This is a genomic window from Acidiferrimicrobium sp. IK (assembly GCF_025499425.1).
In the GTDB taxonomy this organism is placed as follows: Bacteria; Actinomycetota; Acidimicrobiia; order Acidimicrobiales; family Palsa-688; genus Acidiferrimicrobium.
The window spans coordinates 340999-361198 of sequence record NZ_JAIMCB010000004.1 but is presented as its reverse complement, the minus strand read 5'-3'; the positions used below and the strand labels follow the sequence as shown (position 1 = coordinate 361198).

Sequence of the window (20200 nt, the reverse complement as noted above, 5' to 3'; positions counted from 1 at the left end):
AGCCTCACGGACGCTATGGAGGACACCAGACCACTCGCCGTCAACCGCTACCGCGACACCAGGGCCGGCGCGCTGCGCCCAGGGGACGTCGGGAGGACGGTCCGTCTCGCCGGGTGGATCGCAGCCAAGCGCGACCACGGAGGCCTGCTGTTCGTGGATCTGCGCGACGCCGGGGGGACCGCCGAGGCCGGCGTGGTGCAGCTGGTGACCCATCCCGACTTCGAGAGCTTCGACACGCTGAGCGGCCTGCGAGTGGAGAGCGTGATCTCGGTGGTCGGCACGGTGGTCGCCCGCTCCGAGGAGACGGTCAACCCGCGGCTGGCCACCGGCGGTGTCGAGGTCAGCGTCGAGTCCCTCGAGGTGCTGTCGACCGCCGACGTTCTGCCCTTCCAGGTGGAGGGCGACAAGGAGGCCGGCGAGGAGGCCCGCCTGCGCTACCGGTATCTCGACATGCGGCGAGGACCGGTCGTCGAGCGGCTGGCCAAGCGGGCCCGCTTCGCGCAGCTGGTGCGGACCCACATGGCCGAGCGGGGCTTCCTCGAGGTGCAGACCCCGATCCTCACCGCGTCGTCTCCGGAGGGCGCTCGCGACTTCCTGGTCCCGAGCCGGCTCTACCCCGGCGAGTTCTACGCCCTGCCGCAGGCGCCACAGCAGTTCAAGCAGCTGCTGATGGTGGGGGGCGTGGACCGCTACTTCCAGATCGCTCCGTGCTTTCGCGACGAGGCGTCGCGCGCCGATCGCAGCCCCGGCGAGTTCTACCAGATCGACCTCGAGATGGCGTTCGCGACCCAGGAGGACGTCTTCGAAGAGGTGGAGCTGCTCATGTCCCGCGTGGTGCACGAATTGTCGAGCAAGACGACGAGCACGCCGTTCCCCCACCTGGCCTACGCCGACGCGGTGGACCGTTACGGCACCGACAAGCCGGATCTCCGTTTCGGGTTGGAGATCGCCGACGTGACCGGCGAACTGGGCGGCCGGACCGAGTTGCCGATGTTCACCGACGCCCCGGCCAAGGGGCACCGCATCCGCGCCCTGCTCGCACCCCAGGGCGCTGGCCGGTCCCGGAAGTGGTTCGACGGGTTCGCGGACGCAGCCAAGCGCCTCGGGGTCATCGGGAGCTGGTTGCAGCTCGACCCAGACGGCGCCAAGGGCCCCCTTTCTCGAAAGCTGACCGAAGCAGAGCTGGCGACCCTCGCCGAGTCGGTCGGCGCGCAGCCCGGTGACGCCGTTTTGACCACCGTCGGCCCCCGCGTCGCGGCCAGCAGCGCCCTCGGCGGGGTGCGCAGCGAGCTGGGCCGGGAGCTGGGGCTGGCCGACCCGCAAGCGCTGGCGTTCGCCTGGGTGGTGGACTTCCCGATGTTCGAGCGCAACGCCGAGTCGGGGGCCTGGGAGTTCTCCCACAACCCGTTCTCGATGCCCCAGGGAGGCCTGGACGCCCTGCGGGACAAGGATCCCGGCGACATCCTGGCCTACCAGTACGACCTGGTCTGCAACGGGCTCGAGCTGTCATCGGGCGCCGTCCGTAACCATCGCCCCGACATCATGGAGGCCGCGTTCGCCATCGCCGGATACGACGCGGAGCGCATCCGCACGTCGTTCCCGGCCCTTTGGAACGCGTTCCATTACGGTCCGCCGCCCCACGCCGGCATCGCGCCAGGCTTCGACCGGATCCTGATGATGCTCGAGGACCAGGCCAACCTGCGGGAGGTCATCGCCTTCCCGCTCAACCAGACGGCCCGGGACCTGCTGATGGGAGCCCCGAGCCCGGTCGACGACGGCCAGCTGAACGAGCTGCACCTGCGCGTGGTGCCGCCACCCAAACCGACATGATCGTCGTGACCATCGTCGTCGCCGTGCTGGCGGTCGCGACGGTCGCTTTCGTGTTGCGCGACCAGCGCGCCACCCGGGCCCGAGTCAGGACGCTGGGCCGCCAGCTGGAGCAGGCTCGGGCCGCGCTGGCCCGGCGGGAGGAGCAACGAGTCGACGCGGAGCGTCGCTTGGAAACCCTGGTTGCGGCCCAGGCCGCCGCCGACGAAGTCACCCCGCCCCCGGCGATCGGCGCGGCGGCGATGGGCGCGGCACCGGGGGTAGACGCGGCCTCGGGGGTCGGCGCCTGGGAAGGCCGATCCTGGGACAGCGCAGGGACGCCGGGGAGCGAGCTGCAAACCGCCGCTGAGGTAGGCGCCGCTCCGGCGCCCGACCACGGACCGGGAGCCGGCGCGGACGACCCCGGGAGCCGTGCGGCTGCCCGGGAGGGCGACGGGTCTCTAACCCCGTCGGACCCGGCCCGGGTGCTCGAGTCGCTGTGGGCTTTGACCGCCCTCGAGCAGGCTCGGGCTCGCCGCTTCGCCGAGGCTCTCTCGACGGCCCCTCCGAGGAACCCTCCAGACGGGCTCACCGCCGGGCTCGAAGACGAGGTCGGTCGCCTCCGGGAGGAGGCCGGGACGCCGGGGACGCTCAGGGTCGTACTCGATGCCGAGCCAGCTCCGGGAGACGCAGAACTGCTCCTGCGGTCGGTGCAGGCCCTGCTCGCAGTGCTGAGCCGGCACTGCCAGGCCTACGACCTCTACGTGCACCAGTGGGAGGACCGTCTTCTAGGGGTTCTGGTGTGCGAGGGGTTCGACGGACCGGACTCGGTGGCCGACGAGACCAGCGACGTGCTGGCCGCGCTGGCGCCCGTCGACGGCCGAATCGAGCTGGACCGGGATCCGCAGGGCCGTCTCCGGGCCCGGCTCAGCATCCCGGCTCACTGAGGAACCGCGGTCACACCCGCCGGGTAGCGTAAGAAGCGGTCCCGGGCCGAGGAGTCCTCGGTCGACCTCGGGGTATCGGACCTCCCCCTCATGACACGAGGAGCGGAGGGTTCGATGTTCGATGTGCAAGACGCAGTCGACGCGCTGTGCGAAGCGGTGGGGGTCGACGAGCGGCCGGTCTGGACGGTGTTCGACCGTGCCGACGGCGGCGTCGACGGTTTTGTTCTCCAGCCCGGGCCGGGAGGCATGCTCGGGTGGCGAGCCCCGGCCGAGGTGTGGGCGATTGGGATGGTGGCGGGCGGGACCGCCAGAGTCCTCGACGACGAGGCCGACCGCGGGGCGCGTTGCCAGGTGGCCTGCGTCGTCGACCGGCGGGGCGCGGCGGCCGGACGGGTTCGCTTCCTTGCGCCGGGCGAGCCGCCCGGGGCGAGATCGAGCGCCGGCCCCGACGCCGGGGTGGGCTCTCGGCCGGGCTCTGGGCCCTCGACGAGCGTCGCCGCAGTGCAGGCGCTCGGCGAGGTGCGTTACGAGGCGCCCCAGGAGGGCCGGGTCCTCGACATTCTCCGGCGCTGTCTCGGTCTCGAGACCGCGCCAGCAGAGGACCATCTGCCCGCGGTACTGGCGCTGGTGTGGTTGGCGGCGGTGTCGCGAGAGGCTCGCCGCCGCGGCGCTTGCCTCGAATGGTCCGACGCCGTCGCCTTCCACCCGGTCGTGTCGCTGAGAGATCGCGGTGCCGGCCCTTCCACGGACCGCTCCGTTGCCGGCCGCTTGCAGCAACGACGTCGGCCCGGCGACCCGTGGGCCGCGTTGATCGCCAGCGCTCACCAGGGGTGGGACTGGGGTGAGCTACGCCGCCGCTGCGTCGAGCGTCGAGTCGGCATTGGAGACGTCACCGCGGAGCTGGCCGAATGGATGGACGACGGGATGTTCAGCCGCTGGATCGCCGAAGAGGTCGGTGACGCGGAGCGGATCATCGACCTCGGGTTTAGATCGCTGGTGGAGCGCGACCACCCGGCGTTGGACCGACTGCTGTCGGACGCCGTCGGCTGGGATGACCCGGAGGATTGCGCTCCCCCGCCGCGTGCACGCTGCAGACGACGCCCGCCGCTGGCCCGGTGATGTCCCGCCATTGCCGCCAAGATGGCAGCGTCGGGAGTGCCGAGTTGCTAGGAGGCCGAGCGGCTAATGCCGGCGGCGCGCAGGACACGCGCCGGCACGCCTACCTCACGCCATGCCGCGTAGCTGATGTGCTTGCGCTCCGAATATCCGGGCAACGCCTCGATGAATGACTTCTCGAGCTCGTCCAGATTGACGTCGCTCTGCTGCTGCATCCGGCCCAGCTCCTGCTCCAGATCCAACCGTCGCTGGAGGAGATGCACGCGATCTAGCGCCGTGCTCTTCTCCAATTGCCGCAGCGTCTCGGTCAGCTGACGCTGAACCGTGTCAATAGTGCGCTTGCGACCCGGGCGCGGACGGTGCGCCTCCAGAGCCTCGAGGTACCGCCGGACCGCACGGCCTTCATCCCGGCCAACCGCCAGCGCCGCCTTGTGAGCGTCGGTCATCCCTTTTTTGGCCGGCACAGCGGCCTTCTTCGCAGCAATTTTCTTCGGCACGAGGACGAGAGTTTAGCGCTTCAGTTCACAACCGCGGTGACACTTCGGGGCTGACCAATGCGCCCGGGAACGGGCTACTTTCCGCTACCCGACCAGCGCAGCGCTCGAGGCGGTAGCCATCGCCGACCGCGACCGGGCGCGAACACAGCTGCCGACACGCCGTTAGGCGCCGGGCCATTGACCGGGACAAAGTGGATCCGCACCGTTGCCAGCTGCTTTTGTCCGTGCCTGTACCGTTGCCCCCGAGGAAGCAATGCAGTGCTCCGCGCGAGCTTTGCACCGCCCGCCTTCAGGCGATCGCAACTGCGATGGCCAGCATGATTGCGGTCGCCGGGAAGGCGCCTTCCCGGGCAAGGGGCGCCGCCCCCGGGCGGGGGCTGCGCCTCCCGCGTCCCTCAGGAGGACGCCCAAGGCCCGAACGAGCCGTCCCCCAGGCGCCGCGGGTTGGTGACGCCGAAGGTGGCCAGTCTCTCGAGGACCACCCGACACAGCTCTGGGTCAGGCCTCCCCGCCGCGTCTTTCTCCGCCTTGTCGACCAGCGCGGCGGCGATCGCCTCCGCGGCCACGGGCGGAGTGAACTCGTCCCCGAACAGCGCATCGAGCTGCCCTTCCACGCCAGCGCCGACCACGGCATCGAACATCGCCAGCAATCGACCGGAGTCGAACGTGTCCGCGTGGCCGACGAGGCCCGCCGTGCTTCCCCCAGCCCAGGGCTGGCGATCGTAGGGGACCGAGCCCCCACCACGTCGAGTCCGCGCTCTCACCGCACGCCCGGCCGCTGCTGGGCCCGGACCGACCGGGAACACCTGCGACCTCGAGACATGCGCTCGGCGGGCTAGCCGCCCGCTTGGAGACGGTGCGGCGGAGCGGAGCGGGGTGGGCGTAGAGGGAATCGAACCCCCGACCTCATGCGCGTCATGCATGCGCTCTAACCAACTGAGCTATACGCCCGAGATACGGCGGAAGACCATACCACGGCGTCACCGGCGATCCGGCGGAGGCATGACTGCGCCGGGCCGCGGGTACATGCCAAGCATGGCAGACCACACCACCCCCAGCGAGGCCACCCAAGCAGAGGAGGCCAAGGAGGCCACCAAGCCGGCCGGTGCCGGAGCCGTGGCCGACGCAGACGCCGCCGCGGCTGACGGCCACAAGGTCGATCCCTCCGTGGCCAGTACCGAGAAGGCCGCATACGAGCGCGGCGCCAATGTGAAGGGCGAGGGCGAGTTGCCTTAACGCCGGTCTCCTCGACCTCACCCCTCGAACATCAAGCTTCGAGACCCCGCGGCGCCGGGCTTGCCCGGCGCCGCGGCGCGCCGCGGCGCGCCCACGGGGCGCCGGCCGAGAGCGCCGCGCCCGAGCAGCTGCCGGCCGCGACCCGGCGGTCGGGGACCGCCCTGGAGGGGCAGTTGGGCACCGACCGTGGTGGAGGACTGGATGTCGAGTCGCCGACCGCCGGCCGCCCGCCGCGAGCGACGGCCCGTGCCGTCGGCGCCCGCCCCGCCCGCGACCTCATGGCGCCGGGGCGGCCGTCGATCACGGGCGGGTCAGGCGGTGAGAGCCGCGGCGTCGGCGGGCACCTCCACCCACCCCTCGCCCAGCACCACCCGCTCGGAGGACGCCGCGAGCAGCCGCCCCGCCCCCCCGACGGGGAACCGCCGCGGCTCGGCGCCCAGGTTGGCGCTGATCTGCACGCCGGCCCGGCTTACCTGCAGCCACTGCTCGTCGTCGCTGACCTCCACCGCGGTGTCGAGCGGACCGTCCGTGGCCAGCGCCGGGAGCTCCCGGCGCAAAGCGAGGAGGGTGCGGTGCCACTCGAGCACCGATCGGTGCGGGTCGGTGTCGAGCTCCTCCCAGCGCAGCACCGACCGGTCGCGAGTGGCGGGGTCCTGCGGGTCGGGAACGTCCTCGGGCGCCCATCCGAAAGCCGCGAACTCCTTGCGGCGCCCCTCCCGCACGGCCCGGCCGAGCTCCGGGTCGGGATGGTCGGTGAAGTACTGCCAGGGCGTCGACGCGCCCCACTCCTCTCCTTGGAACAGCATCGGCACGAACGGCGCGGTGAGGACCAGCGCGGCGCCGACCTTCAGCCGCCCGGCGGACAGCAGGGCCGCGGAGCGGTCCCCGACCGCCCGGTTGCCGATCTGATCGTGGTTTTGCAGGTAGCCGAGGAAAGAGGTTCGGGGCAGGTCCCCTGCCGGGCGGCCGTGATGGCGGTCCCGGTGCGGGGAGTAGTCCCGTCCGTAGACGTAGACCCGTTCGAGGGCCCGACCGACCTGCGACAGCAGCCCGTAGTCCTCGTAGTAGCCGCTTCGGTCCCCGCTCAGCGCGGCGTGCAGAGCGTGGTGGAAGTCGTCAGACCAGCTGGCGGTCAGCCCGTAGCCGCCGGCCTCACGGGAGCGCACCAGCGACGGGTCGTTGCGATCACTCTCCGCTATCAGCCACAGCGGCCTGCCGAGGTGGGCGGCGAGCGCCTCTACCTCCTCCGCCATCTCCTCGAGGACGTGCAGGGCGCTCTCGTCGACGATGGCGTGCACCGCGTCGAGGCGCAGCCCGTCGACGTGGTAGTCGGCGAACCACATGCACGCGTTGGCGATGATGAACCGGCGCACCTCGTCGCTTCCCGCTCCGTCGACGTTGATGGCCGAGCCCCACGGAGTGGAGTACCGGTCGGTGAAGTACGGCCCGAACTCGCTCAGGTAGTTACCGGACGGACCCAGGTGGTTGTACACGACGTCGAGGACCACAGCCAGCCCCCGGGAGTGGGCGGCGTCGACGAACCGCTTGAGGCCGTCCGGGCCGCCGTAGGCGTGGTGGGGAGCCCACAGATCGACGCCGTCGTAGCCCCAGCCCCGCCCTCCGTTGGCCTCTGCCACCGGGAGCAGCTCCACTGCGGTGACGCCCAGCTCGACGAGGTGGTCGAGGCGCTCGATCGCCGTGTCGAAGGTCCCCTCAGAGGTGAACGTGCCGATGTGGAGCTCGTAGAGGACCGTCGAGGGCCAGTGCGTCCCCCGCCAGGCGCGGTCGCTCCACTCGAACGCGGCGTGGTCGACGGTGGCTGAGAGACCGTCGACCCCGTCGGGCTGCCAAGGGGAGCAGGGATCGGGCCGGGCCGGACCGCCGTCGACGGAGAATCCGTAGCGGGTTCCGGGCCCCGCGGCCGGGACGTCGAGACGCCACCAGCCGCCGGTCGGATCCTCGCTCATCGGCGACGACCTCCCGTCGCTCACCAGCTCGACGCGGTGGTGGCCAGGGGCCCACACTGCGAACTCGGTCACTGACCGCCTCCTTGCCCGTCGTCTTGGGTCATGGGTCCTTCGCCGGGTGCGGCGCGGTCGGCCACCAGCAGCGCCACAGGAAGGCCGGAGAGCATCTCGCCGAGGGCGACGGTGCCCTCCCAGGCGGCTCCGGTCAACCTGTCGATCCAGCGGCCCGGCGGAAGGGTCAAAGTGGTGCCGCGCCAGCCGCCCCCGGCATCGAGGGCCGTCGGCAGCCTGGTGGCCAGAGAGATCACCTGCCCGCCTCGGCAGAAGCCGACAATATGCGCCGCGGCCGGGCCGCTCGCCACGAGGGGGCTGTAGCGGCCGGCGGCGCCCGGCCCGAACGCCTCCGGGCGGTCCGCTCGCACGGCCAGGGCGGCGTGGACCACCGCGACCTTGGTGGTCCCCTCCCCCTGCTCTTCGGCCCACAGCGCAGCGACCCCGAGAGGCTCGTCGGGGCCTCCGGCGCCCCCAGAGTCCCGGCCGGCGCCGGGGCCCACCTCGCCCGGCAGGACCGCCCGGGCCCGTTCCAGCAGCCGCCGGCGCTTCGCGTAGTCGACCGGCCGGCGATTGTCGGGATCGACTAGCGACAGGTCCCAGCTCTCGCTGCCCTGGTACAAGTCGGGTACGCCGGGCGCGGTGAGCGTGAGCAGCTTCTGGCCGAGCGCTACCGCCCAGCCCGGCCTCCGGATCCGCTCGACCACCGCGTCGACGTCGGCCACGAAGGCCGCGTCGGCGAGCATCTCGTCGATCAGCGCCTCGAGGGCGCTGTCATAAAACTCGTCGGGGTCGGTCCAGCTGGTGTGCAGCTTGGCTTCCCGGGTGGCCTTGCCCATGTACTCCTTCAGCCGGGCCGCGTCGATCGGCCACGCCCCGACCAGCGTCTGGTAGAGCAGCCACTCGGTGCTGCGATCCGGTGGCGGCGCGTCGCGACCGGCGTTGGCCTCGCACCACCGCTCGACCACCGACGCCCACATGGCGGGCTGCTCGGCCAGGATCGACAGCCGGGCCCGGACGTCCTCGCTGCGCTTGGTGTCGTGGGTGGAGGTGGCCAGGAGGGTCAAGGGGTGGGCGGCGTGGACAGAGGCGTTGTGCTCGTGGAACGCGCCGGGTCCGCCGGGCGGTCGTCCCGGGTCGCCGCCGACCTCGTTGCGCCACGAGGTCGGCACCCACCGGTAGAACGCGGTGTCCTCCAGCGCCTTGGCCATCACCGGTCCGCTGGTCTGCTGGAACCGTAAGGCCAGCTCCCGCTCGTCCTCGCCCGGGACCCGCAGCAGCAGGAGGTCGCGGATGAAACCGAGCAGCTCGTCGTCGATCTCGGGGTGGCGCACACCGGCGGTCATCACCGCGCTGTCGACGACGGCAACGTCGGTGTCCTCCGCTGGGTGCCCGGGGCGTACGTAGGTCCGGTACACCGGGAACGCCACCAGCACCGCACCGAGCGCGTCGCGCAGGTCCCGGCGGGTGTAGTCCCGGTAGCGGCGGTGGTGCTCGCAGATCCGAGTCAGGCGGGCCGCCAGGCGGTTCAAGTCGGCGGCCAGGGGCCCGTCGAGCACCTCGACCTTGGCCTGGTGGACCATCTCCTCGAAGCGGTCGGTGACCCCGGAGAACGAGCGGTAGGACGCCTGGATCTCCAGGTCCCCTTCGGCGTCTTCGAGCACCCCGGCCACCACGTTGAGCCAGTCGTATCCGGTGGTGCCCGCCGCCATCCAGGTCCCCGGCAGGGCCTCGTCGCCCTCGAGGATCTTCTCGACCACCACCCAAGCCTCGGGCGCCGCACTGCGGAGCCGGTCGAGGTAGGTCGCGGGATCGCGCAGGCCGTCGACATGATCGATGCGGACCCCGTCGATGACCCCGTCGCGCAGCCAGGCCAGGATCAGCTGGTGGCTGTCGGCGAACACCGCAGGGTCCTCCACCCGGATGCCAGCCAGGTCGTTGATGTCGAAGAAGCGCCGGTAGTCGAGCTCCTCGCCGGCGGTCCGCCACCACGCCAGGCGGAAGTTCTGCCGGTCGAGCAGGGCGTCGAGGCGGTCCGGGTCGCGGTTGAGCGCCTCGAGCTCCTCGCTGATCGCCTCGCCGACCGCGGGCCGCTCGACGACGAGGGTGGCCAGGCGGTTGCGGAGGATCTCCTTGTCGCGGTGGCGTTCCCGGACGCTGTCGGGGTCGGTCAAGGTGGCCAGCGGCAGCTTCGCGAACGCCGACGCCAGGCTTTCCAGCTCGCCGCGGACCGCGGGATCGTCGAGGCGCACCGCGGCAGGTACGAGAATGTCGTCGAGGCTGCGCGGGGTGAGCGGAGCGGCGTGGTCGAAGTAGCGCAGCACGAACCCGCCGCCCTCTCGTTCGATCGCCAACCGCCCCGCCTCCAGCTCCCTGCCGTAGTGGTCGCCGAGGATCGGCAGCAAGACGGTGTTGCGCAGCTTGGACTCCGGAGGGTCCCAGTCGACGTCGAAGTAGGAGGCGTACACGCTGGCCGGGCCGTTCTCGAGCACGTCCCACCACCAAGCGTTGTCGCGCCCGGTTATGGCCATGTGGTTGGGGACGATGTCGAGTAGCTGGCCGAGACCGGCCCGCTGCAGGGCGGCCTGCAGCCGGCGGTGGCCTTCCTCTCCGCCCAGCTCCCTGTTGACCCTGGTCGGGTCGACCACGTCGTAGCCGTGGGTGCTGCCGGGGGCGGCCTGCAAGACCGGCGACAGGTACAGGTGGCTGACGCCGAGCTCGGAGAGATAGCCGGCTATCCCAGCCGCGTCGTCGAAGGTGAACCCGGCGTGCATCTGGACCCGGTAGGTGGCCCGGGGTACGCCGGGCCCCGAACCTTCAGCGGTCACGTCGTAGCACCACTACGCCGCGGTCGACCACGCGCAGCGTGCCGCCGGCGTCGACGTGGCGCTCCTGGCCGTCGAAGGGCAGCAGCGGCTCTTCGGTGTCTACGAGGACCGACCACGACCGCCCGTAGGAGGCCGGCGGGAGGGTGAAATCGATCGGCTCCCAGTGGGCGTTGAAACACAGCAGCAAAGAGTCGTCCACGATCCGCTCCCCCCGGCTGTCGGGGTAGGGGATCGCCTCGCCGTTCAAGAACACCTGCAGCGACCGGGCGAAGCTCTCGTCCCACTGCTCGTCGGTCATCTCAGTGCCGGCAGGGTCGAACCACTCGATGTCGGCCACCTTGCCGCGCCCCCGGATCGGCCGGCCTTGAAACCAGCGCCGACGGCGCAGCACCGGGTGGGCCCGGCGCAGGTCCATCAGCTGGCGGGTGTAGCCGAGCAGCTCCAGGTTGCTCTCCAGCTCCTCCCAGTCCAGCCAGCTGATCTCGTTGTCCTGGCAGTAGGCATTGTTGGAACCGCGTTGGGTCCGGCCCCGCTCGTCGCCGGCGAGGAGCATCGGCACACCCTGCGAAAGAAACAGCGTGGCGAGGAAGTTGCGCCGCTGCCGCTCCCGCAGCGCGTTGATCGCTTTGTCGTCGGTCGGACCTTCCGCCCCGCAGTTCCAGCTGCGGTTGTCGTCGGCGCCGTCGTTGTTGTCCTCCCCGTTGGCCTCGTTGTGCTTCTCGTTGTATGAGACCAGGTCGTTCAGGGTGAACCCGTCGTGGGCGGTGACGAAGTTGATGCTCGCCCACGGCCGGCGGCCGTCGTCCTCGTAGAGGTCGGAGCTTCCAGTCAGGCGGGCGGCGAACTCCCCTACCGTGCCCGGCTCCGAACGCCAGTAGTCGCGGACGGTGTCTCGGTACTTGCCGTTCCACTCCGACCAAAGCGGGGGGAAGTTGCCGACCTGGTAGCCGCCGTCGCCGACGTCCCACGGCTCGGCGATCAGCTTCACCTGGCTGACGACGGGATCCTGCTGGATCACGTCGAAGAACGCCGAGAGCCGGTCGACGTCGTGAAGTTCGCGCGCCAGGGTTGACGCCAGGTCGAAGCGGAACCCGTCGACGTGCATCTCCGTCACCCAGTACCGCAGGGAGTCCATGAGCAGCTGCAGCACGTGCGGGTTGCGCATGTTGAGGCTGTTGCCGGTGCCGGTGTAGTCCATGTAGAAGCGGGGGTCGCCGTCCACCAGCCGGTAGTAGGCGGTGTTGTCGATCCCCTTGAACGAGAGCGTCGGACCCATGTGGTTGCCCTCCGCGGTGTGGTTGTAGACCACGTCGAGGATGACCTCGATCCCCGCGGCGTGCAGCGCCTTGACCATCGCCTTGAACTCGGCGACCTGCCCTCCGCCGTCACCGGCCGCGGCGTACTCGCCGTGGGGCGCGAAGAAGCCGATCGTGTTGTAACCCCAGTAGTTGCGGAGTCCTTTCTCCACCAAGTGCTGGTCGTGCACGAACTGGTGGATCGGAAGTAGTTCGATGGCCGTCACCCCGAGCAGGCTCAGGTACTCGATGGCCTCGGGCGTGGCCAGACCGGAGTAGGTGCCGCGCCGGTCCTCGGGGATGGTCGGGTGCAAGGCGGTCATGCCCTTGACGTGAGCCTCGTAGATCATCGACTCGTGGAGCGGGATGCGCGGCGGCCGGTCGTCGCCCCAGTCGAAGGCCGGGTCCACCACGACGCTGCGGGGCACATAGGGCGCGCTGTCGGTCTCCTCCGCTACGTCCGGGTCGCCGAAGGTGTAGCCGTAGCACGCCTGGTTCCAGTCGTAGCCACCCGAGACCGCCTTGGCGTAGGGGTCCAGCAGCAGTTTCGAGGGGTTGCAGTACAGGCCGTCCGCGGGCGCCCAGGGCCCGTGCACCCGGAACCCGTAGCGCTGTCCCGGCGCCACGCCGGGCGCGTAGCCGTGCCAGCAGTGGGCGGTCACCTCGGGCAGGGTCGCCCTGGTCTCCTCGTCGCCGTCGAAGAGGCAAAGCTCGACCCTGGTCGCCACCGGGCTGAACAGGCAGAAGTTGGTGCCGTCGGGGTCCGGGGTGGCCCCGAGTGGATAGGGCCGTCCGGGCCAGAGTCGCATCGCCCGGTTGTACCCCAAACCGGCGTCGTCCAACGCCGACACCGGGGGGCTCGCTCCCCCTACGCTAGAGCGCGGTGCTCGCCTACCTTCCCAGTCCGCCGACGAGCGGTCTCTCGCTCGGCCCGTTCCGCCTACACGTGTACGGGCTGCTCATCGCTGCGGGTGTGGTGGCCGCGGTGTGGCTGGCCCAACGGCGGTGGAGAGACATCGGCGGCGCCCCCGGAACCTGGTCGATGCTCGCCGTCTGGGGTGTCCCAGGCGGGCTGGTCGGCTCGCGGATCTACAGCGTGATCACCTCGTGGCAGGCCGACACCGGCGGGCACTGGTACCGGATCTTCGCCATCTGGCAGGGCGGTCTCGGGATCTGGGGCGGGATCGCCGGCGGCGTCGCCCTCGGGCTGATCGGGGCCCGTCGCCACCACCTGCGGATCCCCCCGCTGCTCGACACCGTCGCCCCGGCCTTGGTACTGGCCCAGGCCGTCGGCCGGTGGGGCAATTACTTCAACCAAGAGCTCTACGGCCGGCCGAGCGGCCTGCCGTGGGCGGTGAAGATCGATCAGCCGGTGCACTGCAGCTCGGTGACCAACTGCGTGCCCTACCCGCCGGGCGTGTCGACGTTCCAACCGACCTTCCTCTACGAGTCGATCTGGGACCTCGCGGTGGTCGGGCTGTTGATCCTCGCCGGGCGGAAACTGCGGATCCGCCGCGGCTACCTCTTCGCCCTCTACGTGGCGCTCTACACCGTCGGGCGGTTCTGGACCGAGTACCTCCGGGTGGACGAGGCTCACAAGCTGGGTCCGTTCCGCCTCAACGACTGGGTCAGCATCGCGACGTTCGTGGCGGCGATGGCGGTGCTGCTCGTATTGGGCCGGGCTCGCCCCGGCGATGAGCGGGTCGGCGACCCGTTGCGGCCCGGCGAGCCGGGCACCGTCGGCTACGACCCCGCCGATCAGGGTGAGGGTGAGGGTTCGCAAGGCTCGGGACGCAGCGAGGAGGGCAGCGGCGAGGAGGGCAGCGGCGGGGAGGGCAGCGGCGAGGGCCACGACGATGCCGGCGTGGCCACAGGGGATCCGGCGGGCTTCAGCTGATCGGGCGGGTCCCGGTGTAGGCCGCCCTCACCCGGAAGCTGCTGGGCGACGAGTACTCCTCGGCGGCGTGGGCCAGCCATCCAGCGGTGCGGCCGATGACGAACATCGCCTCTCCCGCCTCGGGTCCCAGCCCGAGGACGTACGCCGCGGCGGCCAGGCCGAAATCGCAGTTGGGCGGAGCGACGTCGCGGCCGTCCAGCGCGTCGAGCACCGCCTCCACTGCGACTCGCCGCTGCCCTCCGCCACCGATGGCCAGCGCCCGCTCGAGCAGAGCCGCTCCCCGAGGATCCCCACCGGGGTACAACACCATCCCGAACCCGGGGAGCCCGCCGGCGCGAGCCAGGCGGTCCCCCACCGCTGATGGCCCGCCACCCGCCTCGGCGTCGCGCAACATGCGATACACCTCGACTGAGGCCCCGCCGTGGCGGGTGCCGCCGACCGCGCCCAGCCCGCAGAGCACCGCCGCGTAGGGGTCGGCCCCCAACGAGGCCGCCACCCGGACCGCCAGCGTCGAGGGGGCCAGCTCGTGGTCTGCCATGAGGACCAGCGCGGCGCGCACCGCGTCGACGCCGGCGTCGCCGGGTGGTTCCGCGCCGGCGCGCGCTGCCAGCGCGCCGGCGAGCGCGGCTGCCACACCGCAGCCGGGGTCTACCCCGGCGCCCGGCGGGGTCACGGCCGCGACCATGCTCCAAAGGAGCCGGCGGCCCACCGCCGCCACTCCCGTCGCAGATCGGTCGTGACGCATCGGGTCGGCGCTGCCGGCAGCCACGGTCGCGGCGCTCAACCGAGCGAGGAGGGTGGCCCGCTCAGGAAGGGCCCGCACCACCGCGTCGGCGGCCTCGACGCCGCCTCCGGCGGTCGGGTCCCACCACGCCACCGCCCCGGCGTCCCGCTCGGGCCACCGGCCGCTCCAGAGCCACTCGCCGACCGCCTCGAACTGGGCGGCGGCCGCCAGTCCCACCGCGTCGCGTCCCCGGTAGTAGAGCCGCCCGTCCTCGATCAGGGTCAGCTCGGTGACGAACGCCAGCGGCCGCTCGGCTCGGGGCACGCCGCCGGCGTTGCGGGCGGTGCGGGCGAGGTGCTCGACCTCCCGGGCGTCGAAGGTGCTGCCGCCGGCGGTTCGCTCCCGGCTGAGCAGGCCCCGGCTCACGTAGGAGTAGAGGGTTTGGGGCTTGACCCCCAGGCGGGCCGCGGCCTCCGAGGTACGCAACCGACGAGACGGAGGGTTGAACATTGATCAATATTGATCAATGTTCAGATTCCCGTCAAGATGGCGGTATGCCTTCGATCACCGCCGCAGACTCCCCACCCGCAGAGCCAGAACCGATCACCGTCCCGCCCGGACTGAAAGGGGTGGCTGTCGCCGACACCACCGTCGGTGACGTTCGTGGCCGCCAGGGCTTCTACCACTACCGCCAGTACTCCGCGACCGACCTGGCGACCACCCGGTCGTTCGAGGACGTGTGGCAGCTGCTAGTCGACGGCGCCTTGCCCCCTGATGGAGCGGCGGCCGCCGCCTTCGCCGCCGAGGTGGCGCCGCTACGGGCGGTGCCCGACGCAGTCCTCGCCGCCCTACCTGCGGTGGCCGCCACCGCGACGCCCGGCGGCCTGGCCGGGCTGCGCAGCGCCATGTCGCTGCTCGGCTCCGCCGCCGGCATGCGCCCGATGTGGGACCTGAGCCCAGCCGAGCGCCGGAGCGACCTGCTGCGACTGGCTGCCGCCACACCGACGCTGCTGGCCGCCCTTTGGCGTCTCGGCCACGGCCAGGACCCGATCACCCCTGATCCGGAGCTGGGCCACGCCGCCAACTACCTGTGGATGCTCCACGGGCAACGCCCCGACCCCGACTCGGCGCGGGCTTTGGAGCAGTACTTGATCGTCACCGCCGACCACGGCTTCAACGCCTCGACCTTCACCGCCCGGGTGATCGCATCCACCGGTGCCGACGCCGCAGCGGCGATGACCGGGGCGATCGGAGCGCTCTCCGGGCCGCTGCACGGCGGGGCTCCGAGCCGGGCCCTCGAGACCCTCGACGCCATCGGCAGGCCGGAGCGGGCCGAGGCGTGGGTCCGCTCCGCCCTCGAGCGGGGCGAGCGGATCATGGGCTTCGGTCACCCGGTCTACGTGACCGACGATCCCCGTTCGCTGCTGCTCCGGGACGTGGCCCGCCGGCGGGGAGGCCCCCTCGTCGCCCTGGCCGTCGAGGTGGAATCCACGGTCAACCGTCTTCTGGCCGAGCTGCGGCCGGACCGACCGCTCTACGCCAACGTCGAGTACTACGCGGGCGTCGTGATGGATGGGGTCGGGTTGCAGCGAGCCCAGTTCTCCGCCACCTTCGCCGCGGCCAGGGTCCTCGGCTGGTCGGCCAACATCGCCGAGCAGGCCGGCGACCGCAAGATCATCCGGCCCGTCGCCCGTTACGTGGGGCCCGAGGCTCCTGTGCCGGTCCCCTCGATCGGCTGAGCCGGCCCGTCGGCCCCAACCGTCTCCGGCAACCGGGCCGGGCCGCTCAGCAGCGCCGCCAGCGCGGCCGCGGTCGCGTCGCCGCCCTCGCCGGACGCGGCGGCCTCGAAACGCCGAAGCAAGGTGGCGCGGGTCCGGGCTGCGATCGCCGGCAGGTGGGCCTGGTCGAACGCGTCGTAGTGCATGACCTCCAGCTCCCGGGCGGTGGGCTCCACCATAAGGACCGGCACCCCGGCCTCCGCCAGGGGGCGCAGGCCTCGGCGAGCCTGGGCGTGATTGAGGTCCCGCCCCGGCAGGTCGATGCCCCGGCGGCCGGCCGGCCCGTGGCGGCCCATCGGCACCGAGACCACCACCGCTTCGAGTCCGTCGAGCCCGCCGACCAGGTCGCTGTTGGCCGGGGAGACCACCCCGCCGTCCACGAAGCGGCGCCCGTCGAGCGAGACCGGAGCGAAGTATCCGGGCACCGCGCACGACGCCGCCACCGCCTCCCCCACCGTCGACACCGGCGCTCCGGGCGCCCCGAACGTGACCCGCCCGCCGGTGTCGAGGTCGACGGCGCAGATCCAGGTGCCCGCCGGCCACCGGCCGCCCCCCAGGCGATCGAAACCGGCGCGGATGGGGTCGGTGTTGACCGTTCCGGGGTTGCCGAGCGCGGCCAGCGCCAGGCCGGGACGGATGCGTCGGGGGTGGCGGGCCAGGGTGGCGATGAGCGAGAGGGAGGCGGGGCGGCCCCATCTGGGCGCGCCGGTGTCGGCCGGCGCCGGGAACGACGGCCAGCCGCCGGCGGCCTGGAGCAGGGCGGCGCCTTGCGGGCTGAGCGGCGTGCGGGCCACCCTCGCGAACAAGTCGATGGGATCCATGCCCGCCCGGAGCAGGCCGGCGCTGACCGCGCCGATGGAGGTCCCAACGACCAGGTCGGCCGATCGGGCGTCCCACCCGGCGTCGGAGAGGCCGGCGAGGACCCCGGCGTGGAAGGCGTAGCCGACCGGGCCCCCGGCCCCGAGGACCAGGGCGATCACCGCCCGCTCAGGCCTCGGGCTTGTCGACGACGAAGGAGCCGAGGAACAGCGAGTCCATCTCGGAGCGGAGAAAGTCGTTGATGGCCTCAATGGGCCGGTGGACCATCGGTTCGCCTCGCAGGTTGAACGAGGTGTTTAGGACCACCGGCACGCCGGTGCGCGCGTCGAACTTGGAGATGAGGTCGTGGAACGCCGGGTTGAAGTCGCGGGTGACGCTTTGCACCCGCCCGGTGCCGTCCACGTGGGTCACCGCCGGGATCACCGTGCGCTTGTCCTCTTTGATCGGCAAGACGGTGAGCATGAACGGAGCCGGGTGGTAGTTGTCGAAGTACTCCGGACCCCGCTCGTGCAGCACGCTCGGGGCGAACGGCCGGAACCACTCGCGGCGCTTGACCCGCTCGTTGACGACGTCGCGCATCTCGCCGCGTCGGGGATCGGCCAGGATCGACCGGGCGCCGAGGGCCCTCGGGCCGGCCTCGGCCCGCCCCTGGAACCATCCCACGACCTTTCCGGCGGCCAGGCGGTCAGCGGCCTCCCCGCCCGGGTCGGCGACCTGGCGGAAGCTGAGCCCGGCCCGCCGGTAGGCGGTGGTGTAAGCCGAGTCATCCCACTCCTCGCCGAAGAAGGCGTGGTCCATCTGCCAGGTCCGGGGCTGACCGAAGTGCTCGTGCCAGACCCAGAGCGCGGCACCGAGCGCGTTGCCCGCGTCGCCGGCCGCCGGCTGGATGTAGACGTCGTCGAACCCGGCCTCTTGGAACAGCCGCTCGTTCATGACCGAGTTGAGCACCAGGCCGCCCGACAGGCACAGGTACGGGCTGGGGCTGACCTTGCGCAGCGCCCGGGCCAGGTGCAGGCCGGCTTCCTCGGTGAGGTCCTGAACGGCGTAGGCCAGGTCCTTGGCCTGCTCGGTGATCTCTGACTCCGGGACCCGGGCCGGGCCGAAGCGGTCCACGAAGGCCTTGGAGACCGGCGGCCCCTCCCGCTGGTAGCCGAACCACTCGAGGTTGACCTTGAACCCGCCGTCGGGCTCCAAGGTGATGAGGTCCTTCAAGTCGTCGACGAGCTTGGCCGACCCGTAGGGAGCCAGCCCCATCACTTTTCCCTCGTCGTTGGCGTCGAACCCGATGTGCCGGGTAACCGCGGTGTATACCTCACCTAGAGAGTGAGGGTTGCGGATTTCGGATAGCACTCGAAGGTGGCTGCCTTCGCCCAGGTTGGTGGTGGTCGACAGCGAGTCTCCGCCACGGTCGATGGTCAGCACGGCGGCGCTCTCGAAGGGCGAGGAGAAGAACGTCGCCGAAGCGTGGGCCAGGTGATGACCGACGTTGATCACCGGGCCCTTGTAGCGCCAGTGCTGGCGGAACGTCCGCTCCCGGGCCGCCAGGCGGGCGTCGACGAAGGCCTGGGTGGCCAGGCGCTTGGGCGTCGCGCGCCGCAGGGCATCCGACGCGCTGCGGGCGAAGTCCACCGCCGGCTTGTGGGCGAAGGCCACCGCGTCCACGTCGTTGATGTCGAGGCCGCCCTGGCGCAGCACGGAGGCGATCGCCTGGTGCGGGAACCGCTTGGTGTGCACGTCGCGGTTGAGCCGCTCCTCCTCCACGAACGCCACCAGCGAGCCGTCCACCAATAGCGCGGCCGCAGTGTCATGGGAGAAGCAGTTGATGCCGAGGACGACGTGCACGGGCCCGAGCGTACCTTCCCCCTCCAGCCAGCCCGGCCACCACCGCGACCAAAGCGCGGCGGCAAACCGGCCCGCTGACCTGTGGTCAACAAATTCCTTGCGTCGCCGCTGGAACCGGAGGACGATCGGTCCATGCCCGCTGTCACTGACGCCGCGGCCGAGGCCGCGCTCGTCGCGCTGCTCACCGATCCCGCCGCCCGCCGGGACCCCTACCCGACCTACCGCCTGCTCCAGTCGCAGGCCCCGGTGCTGCGCAGCTCGTTCGGGATGCTCGTGGTGTCGCGCTACGCGGACGGGGTGGAGGCTCTGCGCAACCCCAGGCTCGGGCGGGGGCTGATCGGCGAAACCCGCCGGCACACCCCGAGAGGGGCACTGCACGGTTTGGCCGGGGACCCCGGGCTGCGCCAGGAGTACTTCGATCAGGCGGCCAACAACATGCTCTTCGCCGACCCTCCCGACCACACCCGTCTCCGACGCTTGGTGAGCCGGGCGTTCACCCCGAGGAGGGTCGCGGCGCTGCGTCCGGCGATCGAGGCGACGGTCGACGAGCTGCTCACGCCTCTCCTTGACGCCGGGCCGGTGGAGGTGATGGCCGAGCTGGCCTTCCCGCTTCCCAGTGCGGTCATCGCCGAGCTGGTCGGGGTCCCCCAGTCGGACCGGGCCGGGTTCCAGGGTCTGGTGCGGGCCTCCGCAGCGGGCATCGAGCCGGTCATCGACGACGCCACCGTGAGGGCAGCCATGGCCGCCGGCCAGGAGCTGCGGGCCTACTTCGTCGACCTGCTGGCCGAGCGGCGCCGCCGGCCGGCCGAGGACCTGCTCACCGCTCTCGACCGGGCCCGGGACGACGACGACGCGCTGAGCGACGACGAGATCGTGTCGACCGCGGTTCTGCTGTTCGCGGCCGGCTTCGAGACGACCACCAACCTCATCGGCAACGGCCTGCTGGCGTTGCTGCGCCACCCGCAGCAACTGGACCGCCTGCGGTGCAGCCCGGATGTGGCGCCCTCGGCCGTGGAGGAGCTGCTGCGGTGGGACAGCCCGGTGCAAATCAACTCCCGCAGCGCGCTCGAGGCGGCGACCGTCGCCGGCGAGGCGCTCGAGCCGGGGCAGACGGTCATGGTCCTGCAGGGTGCGGCGAATCGAGACCCGCAGCGCTTCGAGCGACCGGACGTGCTCGACATCGGGCGGGGCGGCAACGTCCCGCTCAGCTTCGGGTGGGGTGCCCACCACTGCATCGGGGCGCCGCTGGCGCGCCTGGAGGGCGAAATCGTGTTCCGGGCCTTGGCGGGCCGGACCATCGCCATCGACCTGCTCGACGAGGAGCCGGCGTGGCGGTCGGGAATCACGTTGCGGGGGCTGGAGGCGCTGCCCGTCTCGCTGCGTTCTTCCTAGCGGCC

The 20200-nt window shown here is 71.6% G+C and carries 15 protein-coding genes and 1 tRNA gene; 7 read left to right on the top strand and 9 right to left on the bottom strand.

Annotated features, from left to right (window positions below):
* Nucleotides 1-15 precede the first annotated feature (15 nt).
* From aspS to K6U06_RS09285, 3 genes are all read left to right on the top strand, one after another.
* Nucleotides 16-1830, top strand: a complete 1815-nt coding sequence (aspS, locus tag K6U06_RS09295) for an aspartate--tRNA ligase (RefSeq protein ID WP_262321642.1) — start codon at nt 16-18, stop codon at nt 1828-1830.
* Nucleotides 1827-2753, top strand: coding sequence for a hypothetical protein (locus K6U06_RS09290; RefSeq protein WP_262321641.1), 927 nt, complete (start codon nt 1827-1829; stop codon nt 2751-2753). Before aspS ends, K6U06_RS09290 begins: the two co-directional genes overlap by 4 nt.
* Before the next feature lie 114 nt (nt 2754-2867).
* On the top strand, nt 2868-3872 hold the full coding sequence (locus K6U06_RS09285) for a hypothetical protein (protein WP_262321640.1): 1005 nt from the start codon (nt 2868-2870) through the stop codon (nt 3870-3872).
* A 47-nt stretch (nt 3873-3919) separates the two neighbouring features.
* Here the strand turns inward: K6U06_RS09285 and K6U06_RS09280 are convergent, their stop codons facing one another.
* From K6U06_RS09280 to K6U06_RS09270, 3 genes are all read right to left on the bottom strand, one after another.
* Nucleotides 3920-4366: a hypothetical protein gene (locus K6U06_RS09280; RefSeq protein WP_262321639.1), complete on the bottom strand. Its 447-nt coding sequence runs from the start codon at nt 4364-4366 to the stop codon at nt 3920-3922.
* 395 nt (nt 4367-4761) lie between these two features.
* On the bottom strand, nt 4762-5007 hold the full coding sequence (locus K6U06_RS09275; protein WP_262321638.1) for a hypothetical protein: 246 nt from the start codon (nt 5005-5007) through the stop codon (nt 4762-4764).
* A gap of 236 nt (nt 5008-5243) precedes the next feature.
* Nucleotides 5244-5317, bottom strand: a tRNA-Val gene (locus tag K6U06_RS09270).
* An 84-nt stretch (nt 5318-5401) separates the two neighbouring features.
* Here K6U06_RS09270 and K6U06_RS09265 point away from each other — a divergent pair.
* Entirely contained in the window at nt 5402-5602 is a 201-nt protein-coding gene (locus K6U06_RS09265) for a hypothetical protein (RefSeq protein ID WP_262321637.1), read from the top strand.
* Nucleotides 5603-5913: 311 nt separating this feature from the next.
* On the opposite strand, the gene treZ is transcribed toward K6U06_RS09265, so the two are convergent.
* Genes treZ through glgX form a run of 3 tightly spaced genes read right to left on the bottom strand, consistent with a single transcriptional unit; the run spans nt 5914 to nt 12552 of the window.
* A complete protein-coding gene (treZ, locus tag K6U06_RS09260; protein ID WP_262321636.1) occupies nt 5914-7641 on the bottom strand; it encodes a malto-oligosyltrehalose trehalohydrolase in 1728 nt (575 codons plus the stop codon).
* Nucleotides 7638-10394, bottom strand: coding sequence for a malto-oligosyltrehalose synthase (gene treY / locus K6U06_RS09255; protein ID WP_410051014.1), 2757 nt, complete (start codon nt 10392-10394; stop codon nt 7638-7640). The genes treZ and treY overlap by 4 nt, the downstream gene beginning before the upstream one ends.
* A gap of 43 nt (nt 10395-10437) precedes the next feature.
* Entirely contained in the window at nt 10438-12552 is a 2115-nt protein-coding gene (gene glgX / locus K6U06_RS09250) for a glycogen debranching protein GlgX (RefSeq protein ID WP_262321634.1), read from the bottom strand.
* A gap of 74 nt (nt 12553-12626) precedes the next feature.
* Here glgX and lgt point away from each other — a divergent pair, with 74 nt between their 5' ends.
* Complete coding sequence (lgt, locus tag K6U06_RS09245; RefSeq protein ID WP_262321633.1) at nt 12627-13640, top strand: prolipoprotein diacylglyceryl transferase; 1014 nt, start codon at nt 12627-12629, stop codon at nt 13638-13640.
* Here lgt and K6U06_RS09240 read toward each other — a convergent pair.
* On the bottom strand, nt 13633-14874 hold the full coding sequence (locus K6U06_RS09240; protein ID WP_262321632.1) for a citrate/2-methylcitrate synthase: 1242 nt from the start codon (nt 14872-14874) through the stop codon (nt 13633-13635). The two genes, lgt and K6U06_RS09240, sit on opposite strands and share 8 nt — an antisense overlap.
* 44 nt (nt 14875-14918) lie before the next feature.
* Here K6U06_RS09240 and K6U06_RS09235 point away from each other — a divergent pair, with 44 nt between their 5' ends.
* A complete protein-coding gene (locus tag K6U06_RS09235; protein WP_262321631.1) occupies nt 14919-16103 on the top strand; it encodes a citrate synthase in 1185 nt (394 codons plus the stop codon).
* On the opposite strand, the gene K6U06_RS09230 is transcribed toward K6U06_RS09235, so the two are convergent.
* Nucleotides 16058-17122, bottom strand: a complete 1065-nt coding sequence (locus K6U06_RS09230) for a patatin-like phospholipase family protein (RefSeq protein WP_262321630.1) — start codon at nt 17120-17122, stop codon at nt 16058-16060. The two genes, K6U06_RS09235 and K6U06_RS09230, sit on opposite strands and share 46 nt — an antisense overlap.
* 7 nt (nt 17123-17129) lie before the next feature.
* Nucleotides 17130-18803 (bottom strand): carbamoyltransferase, encoded by a 1674-nt coding sequence (locus K6U06_RS09225; protein ID WP_262321629.1) that lies wholly within the window; start codon nt 18801-18803, stop codon nt 17130-17132.
* 132 nt (nt 18804-18935) lie between these two features.
* On the opposite strand from K6U06_RS09225, the gene K6U06_RS09220 reads away from it, so the two are divergent.
* The gene (locus tag K6U06_RS09220) at nt 18936-20195 is read left to right on the top strand and encodes a cytochrome P450 (RefSeq protein WP_262321628.1); all 1260 of its coding nucleotides are present in this window, start codon (nt 18936-18938) and stop codon (nt 20193-20195) included.
* Nucleotides 20196-20200 lie beyond the last annotated feature (5 nt).